General features: G+C 37.1%; 11 protein-coding genes. 4 read left to right on the top strand and 7 right to left on the bottom strand.

The window, feature by feature from the left end; genetic code table 11:
• Positions 1-298: 298 nt before the first annotated feature.
• The gene (map, locus tag JCM10596_RS03430) at positions 299-1,045 is read left to right on the top strand and encodes a type I methionyl aminopeptidase (protein WP_025025940.1); all 747 of its coding nucleotides are present in this window, start codon (positions 299-301) and stop codon (positions 1,043-1,045) included.
• 34 nt (positions 1,046-1,079) lie between these two features.
• Here the strand turns inward: map and JCM10596_RS03425 are convergent, their stop codons facing one another.
• Positions 1,080-2,927: an X-X-X-Leu-X-X-Gly heptad repeat-containing protein gene (locus JCM10596_RS03425; protein ID WP_034680391.1), complete on the bottom strand. Its 1,848-nt coding sequence runs from the start codon at positions 2,925-2,927 to the stop codon at positions 1,080-1,082.
• Entirely contained in the window at positions 2,927-4,981 is a 2,055-nt protein-coding gene (locus JCM10596_RS03420) for an efflux RND transporter permease subunit (protein ID WP_081791894.1), read from the bottom strand. The genes JCM10596_RS03425 and JCM10596_RS03420 overlap by 1 nt, the downstream gene beginning before the upstream one ends.
• 152 nt (positions 4,982-5,133) lie before the next feature.
• Here JCM10596_RS03420 and JCM10596_RS03415 point away from each other — a divergent pair, with 152 nt between their 5' ends.
• Positions 5,134-5,700 carry a TetR/AcrR family transcriptional regulator gene (locus JCM10596_RS03415; RefSeq protein WP_025025937.1) on the top strand — a complete coding sequence of 189 codons (567 nt, stop codon included), beginning with the start codon at positions 5,134-5,136 and terminating at the stop codon, positions 5,698-5,700.
• Positions 5,701-5,770: 70 nt separating this feature from the next.
• Here JCM10596_RS03415 and JCM10596_RS03410 read toward each other — a convergent pair whose 3' ends face one another.
• Positions 5,771-6,202, bottom strand: a complete 432-nt coding sequence (locus tag JCM10596_RS03410) for a hypothetical protein (protein ID WP_025025936.1) — start codon at positions 6,200-6,202, stop codon at positions 5,771-5,773.
• A 36-nt stretch (positions 6,203-6,238) separates the two neighbouring features.
• Positions 6,239-6,901 (bottom strand): HAD family hydrolase, encoded by a 663-nt coding sequence (locus JCM10596_RS03405; protein ID WP_025025935.1) that lies wholly within the window; start codon positions 6,899-6,901, stop codon positions 6,239-6,241.
• Positions 6,902-7,143: 242 nt separating this feature from the next.
• On the opposite strand from JCM10596_RS03405, the gene JCM10596_RS23605 reads away from it, so the two are divergent.
• Positions 7,144-7,926 (top strand): DMT family transporter, encoded by a 783-nt coding sequence (locus JCM10596_RS23605; RefSeq protein WP_369345591.1) that lies wholly within the window; start codon positions 7,144-7,146, stop codon positions 7,924-7,926.
• Complete coding sequence (locus JCM10596_RS31135; RefSeq protein WP_369345594.1) at positions 7,839-8,048, top strand: EamA family transporter; 210 nt, start codon at positions 7,839-7,841, stop codon at positions 8,046-8,048. Before JCM10596_RS23605 ends, JCM10596_RS31135 begins: the two co-directional genes overlap by 88 nt.
• Before the next feature lie 71 nt (positions 8,049-8,119).
• Here JCM10596_RS31135 and JCM10596_RS29975 read toward each other — a convergent pair whose 3' ends face one another.
• From JCM10596_RS29975 to JCM10596_RS03390, 3 genes are read right to left on the bottom strand one after another with little or no spacing between them, the layout of a single operon-like run.
• On the bottom strand, positions 8,120-9,391 hold the full coding sequence (locus JCM10596_RS29975) for a PDDEXK-like endonuclease domain-containing protein (protein ID WP_234410390.1): 1,272 nt from the start codon (positions 9,389-9,391) through the stop codon (positions 8,120-8,122).
• Positions 9,343-11,901 (bottom strand): DUF4011 domain-containing protein, encoded by a 2,559-nt coding sequence (locus JCM10596_RS23600; RefSeq protein ID WP_234410389.1) that lies wholly within the window; start codon positions 11,899-11,901, stop codon positions 9,343-9,345. Before JCM10596_RS23600 ends, JCM10596_RS29975 begins: the two co-directional genes overlap by 49 nt.
• Positions 11,902-11,944: 43 nt before the next feature.
• The gene (locus JCM10596_RS03390) at positions 11,945-13,111 is read right to left on the bottom strand and encodes a DUF4317 domain-containing protein (RefSeq protein WP_025025934.1); all 1,167 of its coding nucleotides are present in this window, start codon (positions 13,109-13,111) and stop codon (positions 11,945-11,947) included.
• Between the last annotated feature and the right edge of the window lie 57 nt (positions 13,112-13,168).

Genomic DNA, 13,168 nt, shown 5'->3' with positions numbered 1-13,168 from the left:
TACTTCTTTCAATCAATAATGTCCCCCACCCTTTTGATCCCTCTGAGGTGGTTTTTATCGTTTCATGAATTTCAAATTTAATCTCTACCATGTTGTCAAGTATCTTTATCAAGAAACACTTTTTGACTTAATTTTACCAATGTATCGCTTAAGTCACAAGCAAAATAAATGCAATTGAGGAGCAGATTTGGCGGAAGACGTTGCACAAGCTCCTTTTATTAAGTAGTGCTTAAAGCTCTGAATCTTAAGCTGGTAATGTGGTAAAATATGAATATCAAAAGAATGGAGGGCTCTGTATATGACGGTTGGAGGTAAGAGCGATATTGATGGGCTAAAGGAAATTGGCAAAATTGTTGCATTGACAATAAGTGAGATGAAACGTCAGACGCATATCGGAATGACGACTAAAGAATTAGATGACATTGGGGGAAGATTTTTAAAAAAATATGGAGCGGTATCTGCACCGAAGACGTCTTATAACTTTCCTGGTGAAACATGCATTAGTATTAATCAAGAGATTGCTCACGGAGTTCCAGGGGATCGAAAGGTCCAAGAAGGTGACCTAATAAATATTGATGTATCCGCTGAACTGGGTGGTTATTTTGCCGATGCAGGACATTCCTTCCAAGTTCCTTTATATAACACTTCTATAACGCGACTTTGTCAGCATACACACAATACCATGATGAAGGTTATTTCTTCGCTTAGACATGGTGTAAAATTGAATCAAATTGGGAGGATTATCCAAAGCGAAGCCCGGAAAAGTGGGTACAAAGTAATTATGAATCTGTGTAGTCATGGTATTGGGAAATCTCTACATGAGGCACCTAACGATATTTTTCCTTTTTATAGAAAAGATGATAAACGTGTACTGAAAGAAGGTATGGTCATTACTATTGAGCCCTTTTTGTCAACTGGAGCAGAGTATGCAGTCAAAAGTCCTGATGGTTGGACTTTATGTGTCCCTGATAATAGCTTGTGTGCTCAACATGAGCACACAATAATTATTACAAGAGATCAACCTATAATTACAACTATAGCTTAGATATTATGATCTTCTGGTTTAGCACGATAAGTTTCTATTTCTTAAATTTGGAAAACAATCCAAATAATCGCTGCCAAAACCCCGAAATCTCTTCTTCCGCATCATCGATCTTATCTTCTACCTGTATCTTAATCTCTTCTGTTTTGAGGATAAATTGAACAGACTGAATGTTGTTATTTTTAGGAGATACAAAGGATACAGCTTCAAAATCAGAATAATTATAGTTTTCCATCATTGTAGCAATCTCTTCCTGCATTTTATCAGGTAAATCCTTAGTTGCATTTGCTAATTCTTGAGTACCATTAGCAAGCTCCCCTACACCGTTTTCGAGTTGGATCGTTCCAGAAGCCATTTCGTTAAATCCTGAATGAAACTCATTGTAGGCGTCTGCAAGCTGAGAAACTCCCGTTGTGTAGGATACTAAACCTGAATGAAACTCGTTATAATTCGTAGCAAGAAGGTTGATTCCCTCTTCTAATTCTCTTAATGCGTCAAGTCCTTCCATACCTTCCAATGCTGTGGATAGATCACGAGAAATGATCGTTACATTGTTGTTCATGTCATAGAGAGCATCGCTCGTTCTTCCTAGAGTTGTATCCACCGCCTTAAATGCTTGTTTTGTATGTTCGTAGGTACTCTTTGCTTTTTGAGCTGCACCATAGACTTCGACTAAGCGCTTGATAATCTCTTGATTTGCTCCACTAGCATATAATTGTTGAATCTCTTCTTCTGTCACAGAAGGGGCTGGAATACCATTCATCGCTCCATCTAATGTGGTATAGGCAGTAGAAAAATTTTTCTGTAAAAGGGATAATCCATCTGCTATTTCGATAAGCCCATCTGCAATAAGTGCTAAGCCTCCCTGCAATTGAGACAACTGTTTCAGATCCATTTTTTCAGAAGATGCTCCATTAAGCTTTTCGGATAACAAGACAAGCGATTCGTGAATTGTTTTCGAGCCTTTGTTGATTTCTGAAGAAGCTTCTTTGATCTCAGTCATCCTTAAGTTATATTCTTTAGAACCATTGTTTAATTGTTGAATACCTTCATTTAGCTCCGATACACCTGTTTTTAAATCAATGACCCCTTTATTGATTTCGGCTATAGCTTCACTTAGGCTGCGCATTTCGTCTTTCATTTCCCCGATGTCTGGATTATCTATGGACATTGATAATGGAATGGCTGCTATATCAATCCCTTCCATTTCAAACTTTACTACATCGGCAAGTAAATGGATAGCACCGTCATTTTCAGGCATGATGGTATAGGTTACTTGTTTCTTTTTACCCACATTTGCTATGGTTGCCTCAGGTGCTTCGATATTGCTAATAATGTCTGTATCAAGCGTCAAAGAGATTTGCATAGTATAGTTTTCATAAAAAACAGGGTCTACTTTTGCATTCTTTGACGTTTGGATTGATAATAGTAAACGCCCTTCTTTTCCTGAAAGATTTTCTGGTGAGATCTTTTCTCCATCGAGCCTATAGGTAATCTCTACATTCCAAGGCAATACAGCATCATTCATATTTCCTTGATAGTAGAACCAGCCTGGCGAAGCTTGGAATTGGACTTGATCCCCTTCCTGTTCCATTTCTGTTAGGTCAGTCAAATTTCTTATGGAGGTATAGTTTCCATGATCAAGGAAGGTACCAGATGTCGTGACATTGAACATATTCACCACATATAATTCTCTTAGTTCACCTGTGGGACTTAGTTTGCCATAGACAACCTCATCCTTGGAAGCCGCTTCTCCTTCGGAATGAGGATCTCCTTGTTCTTCATCGGTTGAATCCTGTATTCCCAAATTTTGCTGAGCGTTTCCTATATATAAAGGAAATGCGAGCAAGCTAACTATAAAAACGAGCACTATTTTTTTTGTCATTATGATCTCCCCTCCTTGTAAAAATTGGATCGTAAAGTTGTTGTACCCACCACTTTATCACATACAAGCAATATTGCTGGCAGGAAAAAGAGAACAACGATAAAGGCAAGCATGGCTCCTCTGCCAATGAGTAAGCCAATGGCTGACACAATAGGATTCGTAGAAGTAAACCATAGGATAAAGCCGACACTAGATAATATGACAGCGGAAATGGAAATGGAGAATGTCTTTTCATCTAAAGTCCTTTGAATAGCTTGTCGTGCTGTCATCTCTTTCCTGTTCTGGAGATAATCTTCGGTAAAAAGAATGGCATAATCTACCGTTGCTGCAAATTGGACCGTACTCACAACCAGATAACCGATAAAAACTAACGAGGTGTCTGTTAAATAGGGAATAGCTAAATTGAACCAAACAGCTGATTGGATTGTCAGTAACAGAATAATGGGGATCGATATGGATTTAAATGTAATCAATAAAACGATACCGATAGCTAGAACCGTTAATGTATTAACTACGGTATTATCCTTTAAAACGATTTTTTTCATATCATACAAGGACACGCTCTCACCAAGCGCATAATATTCATCTCCATAATAGGAAGTAGTAATATCTAGAACTGTTTCTACTACTTGAAAGGCAATCTCCCCTTCAGTCTTCGTATTTGTGTACAGAATGATTTGGCTGTAGTTTTCAGAATGAAATTGCTCCCTGATGGTTTCATGTAGGAACTCAGGTGGGATAGCTGGACTGACCGATTGATTATACGAAATCACGCTTTTTACACGATCCACTTTAAGTAAATCTTGTTCGAGCTGTACTTCTTTAGCGACATCCCCTTTTGGAACTAGTAAGACAATAGGTGTAGATCTTCCAAACACCTGATCAATGGCTATCATATCGCTTCCTAAGCGTGTTGTTTCTGGTTGTTCACCAATTCCATAAACGAATGTTGTTTCCTTTTGTGCTAAAAAGCTAGGAACTATGATAAGGAATACAACGAATAAACTAATCACTCTTACACTAATGACCTTCTTGCCAATCGATTTAATAGAAGGCAATAAAGGTCTATGTTGAGTTTTGTCAATCCATTTATAGCATAACAATGTTAAGGCTGGTAAAAATACCATAACGCTTATAAAGCTGAGTAAAATGCCTTTTACTAAATTAATACCTAAATCGGCTCCAATTTCAAACTGCATAAAGGTAAGTGCCAGAAATCCGAAGAACGTTGTGGCAGCACTGGCAGCAATAGCTGGGTACGACTTCTTCATCGCAAGCTTCATCGCCTCTTCAGGATTCTCCATCTTCAGACGAAAATAAGCAAAGCTATGCAGGAGAAAGACGGCATAATCTAAGGAAACGGCTAATTGTAGCACTGGACTGACCGATTGAGTAACAAAGGATATGTTCCCGAGAAAAATATTTGTTCCTAGGTTGATGATCACAGAAACACCGATCGCTGTAAGAAATAGTATGGGTTCAATCCACGATCTTGTGGATAGGATCAAAATAATAATAATCACAGGAACTAATAACAAAGCTGCATTTAATGATTCGCTGAAGGACATTTTCTGAGAAACAGCTGTTTCCACTGCTGCACCTGTCAAGGCATTCTCTTCTCCTATAAGCGCATAAATGGCATCCGTAACAGCTACTTCATCCCCCTCTCGTATCGTTAAGGAAAGGAGTGCATGGTTATCCAAATAGTATGACTCCACTACATCACGATCTGCCATCTCCAATGGAATTTTTAAGTCAATGATCTTATCTAGCCAGACCACATCAGAAACACCATCTATTTCAGCTAACCTGTCTTTGTAGGCAAGCGCTTCTTGGACGGATACATTTTTTAACATCACATGTGAGTTCGTAAGGGATTGATTAAATTCCTCTTCCATCACATCTATGGCTCTTGTGGATGGAGAATGCTCTGGTATATAGTCGTTCATGTTATAGTTAACGGAAACAAAAAAAAGTGCAATCGTACTGAGCACTGTCAACATAGTAAAAATAACAACAATTGATTTTTTACTTTTTATTATTAGTTCAGCCATATCTCTCAAAAGAACACCCCCTTTAAAACCTAACTAATTTCAAATTATAAAGACACTGTGTTTGATTTTCAACAAACAGTTTATTATAATTTGTTAAATAACCAGCAAAGAGCTTCAATATGTTGGTTTAGTATACAAAAGGGAGAAAATTGATGAGTGTAAAAATAGACAGACGCAAACAATATACACGAATGGTCCTAAAAGATAGTTTTATAAAGCTACTGCAAGAGATCCCCTTAGCTAATATAACCATAAAAGGGGTTTGTGAACATGCCGATATCAATCGTTCCACGTTTTATTCCCATTTTACTGATCTCTATGATCTCCTTCATCAAGTAGAAGATGATATTATTGAGGATCTGAACCAAGCTTTATCCACTTACAGCTACTCAATTGAGGAAGAAAACTACCAAATGATCGAAAAGGTATTGGAGTATCTTGTTGAAAACCGTGAGAGCTGTGAAACCTTATTCAGTGAGCATGGTGCCCCATCTTTTCAAAGAAAAGTGATGATGCTTGCCCATACGCACTTTAATAAATTATGGACGGTCGAAAGCAATACACTTCCTCACAATGTAGAATACCTGAGTCAGTATATAGTAAATGGAAGTATTCATGTCATCCAAATTTGGTTGAAAAACGGGTCAAAAGAATCACCTAAAGAGATGGCAGAACTAATTCAAAAGCTTGCCAATAGGGGGCTTTCTTCGTTTTTGTAAGGCTTATGTTGTATAAACTAAAAAACAGCTAAAGTATTTATTATCACTTTAGCTGTTTTTTTCATCTAACTTACCTAGTTCCAAAAATCCGAACAAATTTATGAATACCTTCCGCTATTACATGGGTCATAACATATTCACTCTTAATAGCATCAGGATGAAAATGCTCAATATGTTGTGTCTGTTCTTCAAGGCTCATCTCAGATTCAATCAAGAAGTCATGTAATAGTTTTTCAATTTCTTTAGAACGTCTAGTGTAAATTGCTTTCCATTCTTCCTCAGTCAATACTTCTGTAACTTTCCAATTTTCTATCGTTTTGATCGTTTTATTTAGGATTCTTGCCTCATCCACTTCTTCTACTTCTCTCATTATCATTTTGATAATATATAGAGCCTCGATTATGATGTCTTGAGGTATGTTAATCTCCTTTAAGGATAGTATAAATTCATTGAATTCAATACTTTTATCTTTGCCTTTAAATAACTCTAAAAACCAGTTCAATGATGTAAAGCCTCCTCTAGGTTATCTATACTTTAATCAGTTTACTACATTCCACCGTTGTTCTTGTGCTATTTTCAACAGACGAGGATCTGGATTGACTGCAACGGGATTACCGACTAATTGAAGTACATCCAAATCCGAATAACTGTCTCCATAACAAAAACTATTATCCCAATCTATGTCCCTATTTCCCAGCTGTTCATAGATTTTCTCTGTTTTTCGTTTGCCATGAATATGTATGACCTTCGAACGCCTGTCCAGCTTGTTTTGGTTAAATGGAATGCCTGTTCCAATAATAGAGTCGAAAGTAAGGTTTTTTGTAACAGAGTGAAGAAGTGGCTCAAAGGCACCAGAAACAAGCATTGTATAATAACCTTCCTTCTTATGCTGTTCCTGCCTTTCCAACACAGCTTTACTTAGGTTTTTCCGAATTCCTTCCCCCATCTCGTGGAAAAATTCTTCAATAACATGTTGAGAGGTATCACCAAAAGAAGATAAATAGGATTGCATCAATTGACCTTTCATTTTTTGCTCGGGGTAAAGCTTGCATTTATAGGCTGCATATACAGGGAGGGCTCTGACCATAAACCTTTTATACCTTTTGTTATGTACTGGGTGATTTTTCAAGTGATTCATCATTAAAGGAAATGTTTCTTCAGGAAATAATGTACCGTCAAAATCGAAAATAGCTACCTTCATATTGATCTCCCTTCACTTATTTCATATGCTTCCTTTGATCGCATAATCTCTTCTCTCATTTTTCATTTCATTCATCCGTTTTTTCATTTGCGTCTAACCTAATTATAGCATGAATATAGAGAAGGACTAATCGTGTTCATTTCCTTCATAATTACAGAGTAAATTAAACCCAGTCTAAAGCAAATGATTTCATTTTTCCTTTTTTATTTGGTAAAGTTTTAATGAAAGGAAGGGAATCATTAATGAAAGATAAGAACGTGAAGTGTCATCGAAGTGTCATCATGAGTGATCGCAATAAAGGCATATTTCTTCTGCTGCTATCTGGTTTTGGATTTGCTTTAATGGCCGCTTTTATCAAGCTCTCCGGAGATTTGCCGACAGTCCAAAAAACGTTATTCCGCAATCTTATTTCATGTATCATTGCGTTTGGTTTGGTTATCTATTATAGGGAAAGCTTTTTTGGCAAAAGAGAAAACCAAAAGTGGCTTGTTCTTCGTTCCGTGTTTGGATTAATTGGAGTTATTCTTAATTTCTATTCCATTGACCATCTCATTTTGTCCGATGCAGAGATGCTAAATAAATTAAGTCCTTTCTTACTCATTATCTTTGCCGCTGTCTTTCTAAAAGAAAAGGTGAAAACCTACCAGCTTACTGCTGTCTTGATTGCTTTTGCGGGAACATTGTTTGTCATTAAGCCTAAATTGGACTTTGAAATGATTCCTTACCTAGCTGGAATATTAGGAGCGGTATTTGCTGCTTTAGCCTACACCATTTTAAGAATTTTGGGTTCTAGAGAAAAGCCCTATACGGTCGTCTTTTACTTTTCTTTTTTCTCTGTCATCGCTATGCTCCCATTTGTATTTCTTACATATAAACCAATGACAGGAAGTCAGTTAGCTTTTCTAATACTAGCAGGTCTTTTTGCCACACTTGGACAATTTGGTGTCACCATGCCTACAAATACGCACCAGCACGTGAGATATCCATTTTCTTTTATTCCAGTGTTGTATTTGCTGCCATTCTGAGCTTAATCATCTTCAAACAGCTTCCAGATTTAATCAGTATCTTTGGCTATCTTGTTATTTTCTGTGCCTCCTTCTATATGTTTAGGATGCAAAAGGAAGCTCCAACGAAAGAAAGTGGATAAGGATAGGAAGCTATCTTTGGCTTCTTATTCTTATCCACTACTAAAGGGTGCATTGTACTTAAATCATACAATTACATACTCTCAACTTTTTGTTTGCTTTGCTCTTGTTGTACCATGCTACGAACCATTTGATCAATTCGTTCAGTTTCAGTAGTTGGATTTCTCCACCAGTTTCTACTCCATATCCGCGTTATTTTCCACCCGCGAGACTCTAAAAACTTTTGACGATACACATCCCGTTCTTTCGCATTTTTTGAACTATGATACATAGCACCGTCGCATTCAATCCCTAGAATATATTTTTGTGGATCATTAGGGTGAATAATGGCAAGATCTATTCTATATCCAGACAGCCCTAATTGAGTATTAACCTCATAACCAATTGCACGTAACTGCTGATAGACCTCTTCTTCAAAAGTGGAATCAAAATGAAGTTGTCCTTCTTGTTTCTGAATATTGCTTTGCTCATTCACCTGTTTTAAAACATGGTTTACTTGCTCATGTTCTACGTTAGATACAGCTTTTGCGTATTCTAGATAAGCTTTTAATAAACGTGGACCTTGGTTTTTGGCATTTGCTACATTTAATTCATGTGGTTCAATACTAGAAACCACGTGAATTTTTTCTTTGGCTCTTGAAACGGCTACATTTAATCGATTTTCTCCGCCATGTTGATTCAGAGTACCAAAGCGATTGTATACTTTGCCCTCATGGTTTTTGGCATAACCAATAGAAAAGATAATCACATCCCGTTCATCTCCCTGAACGTTCTCTATATTTTTCACAAAGATTCTTTCATCCAAGTCCCTACTCATTACCTGATGATACATCGCCTCAAATTCAGGGTCCTCTTGGATCTTTTTATCTATGAGATCTAGTATCTTATCTTGTTGCTTGGCATTAAACGTAATGATGCCTACTGTTTGGTTGGGGTTGATAACGAGCTGCTGTTTAAGTAATTCCACCACTTCGTGTGCTTCTATCTCATTTTGTTGATGAGCCCACAGCCCATCTACTTTTTTCCATTGAATAGCCGCAGGTTGTTTCAGAGGCTGAACATTAGGTGCAATTTGTACTTGTCCATGATAAAAAGCATGATTAGAAAAATTGATCAGCTCTTCTGATTTTGAACGATAGTGCCACTGTAGGATTTTCTCTGGAAACCTTCTTTTAGCAAGGTTCAATAAGCTTTGAGATTCATCTACGTCAAATTCAGGTTCTTCTTCCTCATTATCGGATAAGCTTCCTCTAAATAGATTGGCTGGTGGGAGCTGCATTTCGTCCCCAGCAATAATCACTTGTTTTGCACGATAAATAGCTGGATCCCACTCTCTACGGCGCATTGAGAGGCTTCATCAAAGATAACGAGATCAAACACAGCTTCTGATAAAGGAAATATGGCTGAAACAATCTCTGGCGAAGATAACCATACAGGTAAAATGTCCGTTAATCCTTGATTAGAAAATTCATTTACTAGCTTTCTTACAGGCCAAATCATCCTTTTTTTGCTCACTTGATGATTTAATTCTTTCATTGCTCTCGGATGCTCTTCTCTCACTTCTGATAGGCGTCGAACCAATGTATTGACCAAAGCCTTTTGAGATAATTCTCTTTTCTTCTCGATTAAATCGCTAAAGGAGCTACGTAAACGTTCATATTGATCTGTTGAAACAGTCGGAATTTCTGGATGTTTTTTCTCAATCATGTCAATCCAATGGATATAGGCTGAGTGTTTCATTGTTTTCACCCAATGTTCTGCTAATGATAGATTCTTGGGCTTCTGTATATGTTTTCTAGCCATATCTATTAGATTTATGACCAGCGGAGTAGATTGCTCATAGATTCGATCCATTTGTCGTAATGCTTCAAAATCTCGCAACAGGTATTCATACATGCGATCCAACTCACGAAGAGGCATTTTCCCTTCTGATACCATCTTCTTCAGCCTCTCTATTTCCTCCTTTTGGACATAGGGCTCAAGCTGGTCTAACTCTGTGGACATTTCTTCTGTCACTTTTCCCAGATCATAAAGAATACGTAGGCTCTCACTTACTTTAGGCCAGTCGCTTGAAGAAAGTCCCTTGAATTTTTCCCCATTTAATAATTCTTCAATAATCCCTTTTCCCGTAAAGGAAGTCCACCACCACAAGCGCAACTGTTGTAACGTTCGTTTTTGTGTGGAATCTAAATCATCATAGATCTTTTCTAGTTTGTCGCTAATGATCCAAGTATACGCTGGTGTCAGTTTCTTCTGATCTAATGAGTCCATGAATTTAGCGGATTGTTTTGCTTTTTCTATGACCTGCTGTAATATTTTAGCGATCGTCATTCGATCCTTGATTTCTAATTGAGCAAAGGAATGGCGTTTTACTAAAGGATAGTCAGATGACCCATATTGTTCATAAAACTCACCGAAGTTATACACTTCCGCTAATGTATCATCAAGGTTGTTCTTATGTAATTGATCGATTATATTCGCCAGATCAACTATGTTTTCCATCTCATCGGACCTGTTTACCATGCCATAAAGATCATAAGCCCGATAGCCAAAGGGTTGAATTTCAAATAACCCCTTAGCAATATTATTTAATATTTTTTCTCTGCTTTCTAGTTGACTAGACGTACTCTCCAACTCTTGCTCTACTTGTGTATCGTATAAACCTGATGATTGGATGAGCTGTTGAATCTTAGTATACAGGGCTTTACGATCATGTTTTTCATCATGTACCAGAGCAACATGAGGTGATAAATGTAAGCTTTCTAACCTTTGGTAAACCACGTCTAGTGCGGCTCTTTTTTGACATACAAGTAAAACCTTTTTGTTCATTTGAACAGCATCTGTCATAAGGTTTACAATGACTTGAGATTTTCCTGTACCTGGAGGTCCATGAACCACTAACCCTTTCCTATATCTTGCTTCCTCTAAAATTTCTTCTTGAGATCCGTCGGTTTGCATAAGGTAAAATTTATCTTTTTCATTTGTTTCCCTATTAGCTATCTTCGTTTCTTCACCTGCTGTTGCTAGAACGTGCCCTTCTCTTGTTGCGTCTCCAATGTCAAGGATTTCTTGAGATAGTCCCAACATGGTTTCTTCGGATAACTCCATTAAAGCCTCATAGTCACGTAATAAAGAGGAATTGCCTTGAGGAAAGTTACCTAATATGGAAAAGGGTCTAATTTCCATTGTTCCTTTTGGAAGGTTCGGTGTTTCATCAGCGGTATACGATTGAAACCTCTCAATGGTATCCGTGGTATCCGTTGTTGAAGTTACTTTAATATCATAGGTTGAAAGCCATTCTAGCCATTGCTCCATATTCTTCGTCTTTGCTATTTCACTTGCTTCTTCAAACATGGCTTCCTCAAGGTTCATTCCATTGATCTTCTTCAATGCTAAAAATAAAGAACGATTTAGTTGTGGATCTCCATCTTCTCTATGTAACTCCCAATTTCGATTACTGCTATCCTTTCTCTCTAAGCGTAAAGGATATAAAAATAGAGGAGCTTGAAAATAGGTTCCATCCAACATGGTACCTGTTAGAAATGGATATCCAAAATAGAAGTCATATAATCCTGTTTCGTCCTCTATGGATTTCATGTTACGAAATAAAGTAGTCAATCGCTGACTTAAAGCTAATTTATCAGCATCATCCCCTTTGATTGTTAGAAGAGAAATCCTATCTTTTTGATCAATTATTTGATCTATTATGCCATCTGTAATACCTTCTGTTAATACACAATTTAATTCGTATAGGTCTAGGTTCCATTTATTATAAAGTCTTAATAATCGAATGGAACGATTTCTCTTACTAATATCATTTAATCTGTCCTTTAAATGACTTAACTGTTTTTTCATTTACAAACCTCACATCTCCAACTCTTTTCTATATTTGTAACCTTTAAAAAGCTTCTGGAATCAACTTGAACCCTTCTATTACGGCATCTTCATCAACCTCGATTAGAATACACCGTTTCCCGTTATAGTTTACTTGTTTGACATATTTTAGATCTTGCGGGCTGATCGAAATATTCGCTACTTTTGTATTAATTTTGATAGATTTTGATTTATAATTACCGACAATACTGCTTGCTTTAAGTTCATATTTCTCGTCATCGATGACCTTTTGGAAAGCCAGTTCTACCTTATCTGTACTAACATCCTCTGCTCCACTAACCTTCAAGATACGCTCCACATCTTTATAATCCAATTTAGGTGTGTCTTGTTCTTCATTTTCATCTATTACACGGTTAATTTCTTCATAAACGTTTGAGAGAGTTTGAGAATCCAGTTGATCTCCTATCACTTCCTTAACAATTTCCTCAAAGACGACTTTATCCTCTTGAGCCGTCATAGGTTCCTCGCCATTCAGTACCGTTTCAATGAAATGAACATTAGGTTCGTTTGCTTTTCCAGATGAATATAAAATATGGTTGACATCAGCATAATTTTCCGTAAAACAAGGAAACAAAAATCCAGCCAAGGGAGCGGCAAGATTAATGATCGGATCTATGATGACATTGTATTTAAACTCTTTTTCAATATAGTCAAATAACAGTGCTTTTTGGGGCTCCTCTGTTTTGTTGATACTACAGAGAATAAAGGACTGCTTATATAATTCATCACGCTCACTCACTTCGGCTTCTTCGTTTTTTCTTTTAGTCGGCTTATAGTATTCTCCACGAATGAAGCTGACGACAATATCCATTGAATACTGGACATCTCTCAGCATTTTTTCCACAATGAAAAGCATCTGCTCTTTCCACTCTTCCACACTACTAGACTGTATTCCTTGGTGAAGGATAAGCTGACTGTGGTGATCCTCGGTTTCACGCTGAAATTTGATTTCAAATAACTTTTCATCCATTTGACCTGTGAGTACCTTTTTGAAATTATTCAAGAATAATTCCTGCTGTTCCTTTTCTAACATGTCAAATGGTTGGCTTTCTTGATGATAAATCTCACTGCTTTCCTTCATTATATAGACATTAAAGATCTCGTTTATTTTCATTAGGTCGTTATCAAGTTTAAATTGCTTGCGTAAATTTGCTACGTCTTTTTTATTCATTGAGATTCCAACTCCTACTGATTTAGGTTTGTTGTTTTAGGAACAGATTTCCTTAAG

Source organism: Caldalkalibacillus mannanilyticus JCM 10596, assembly GCF_000615945.1.
GTDB lineage: Bacteria > Bacillota > Bacilli > Caldalkalibacillales > JCM-10596 > Bacillus_AT > Bacillus_AT mannanilyticus.
The sequence above is the reverse complement of the archived record's forward strand: the minus strand, read 5'-3'. Positions and strand labels throughout refer to the sequence as shown.

Bases quoted from the DNA above. Each gene is read 5' to 3' on its own strand.
- map (WP_025025940.1), top strand. From the start codon at position 299: ATGACGGTTGGAGGTAAGAGCGATATTGATGGGCTAAAGGAAATTGGC.
- JCM10596_RS03425 (WP_034680391.1), bottom strand. From the start codon at position 2,927: ATGACAAAAAAAATAGTGCTCGTTTTTATAGTTAGCTTGCTCGCATTT.
- JCM10596_RS03420 (WP_081791894.1), bottom strand. From the start codon at position 4,981: ATGGCTGAACTAATAATAAAAAGTAAAAAATCAATTGTTGTTATTTTT.
- JCM10596_RS03415 (WP_025025937.1), top strand. From the start codon at position 5,134: ATGAGTGTAAAAATAGACAGACGCAAACAATATACACGAATGGTCCTA.
- JCM10596_RS03405 (WP_025025935.1), bottom strand. From the start codon at position 6,901: ATGAAGGTAGCTATTTTCGATTTTGACGGTACATTATTTCCTGAAGAA.
- JCM10596_RS23605 (WP_369345591.1), top strand. From the start codon at position 7,144: ATGAAAGATAAGAACGTGAAGTGTCATCGAAGTGTCATCATGAGTGAT.
- JCM10596_RS29975 (WP_234410390.1), bottom strand. From the start codon at position 9,391: ATGCGCCGTAGAGAGTGGGATCCAGCTATTTATCGTGCAAAACAAGTG.
- JCM10596_RS23600 (WP_234410389.1), bottom strand. From the start codon at position 11,901: ATGAAAAAACAGTTAAGTCATTTAAAGGACAGATTAAATGATATTAGT.
- JCM10596_RS03390 (WP_025025934.1), bottom strand. From the start codon at position 13,111: ATGAATAAAAAAGACGTAGCAAATTTACGCAAGCAATTTAAACTTGAT.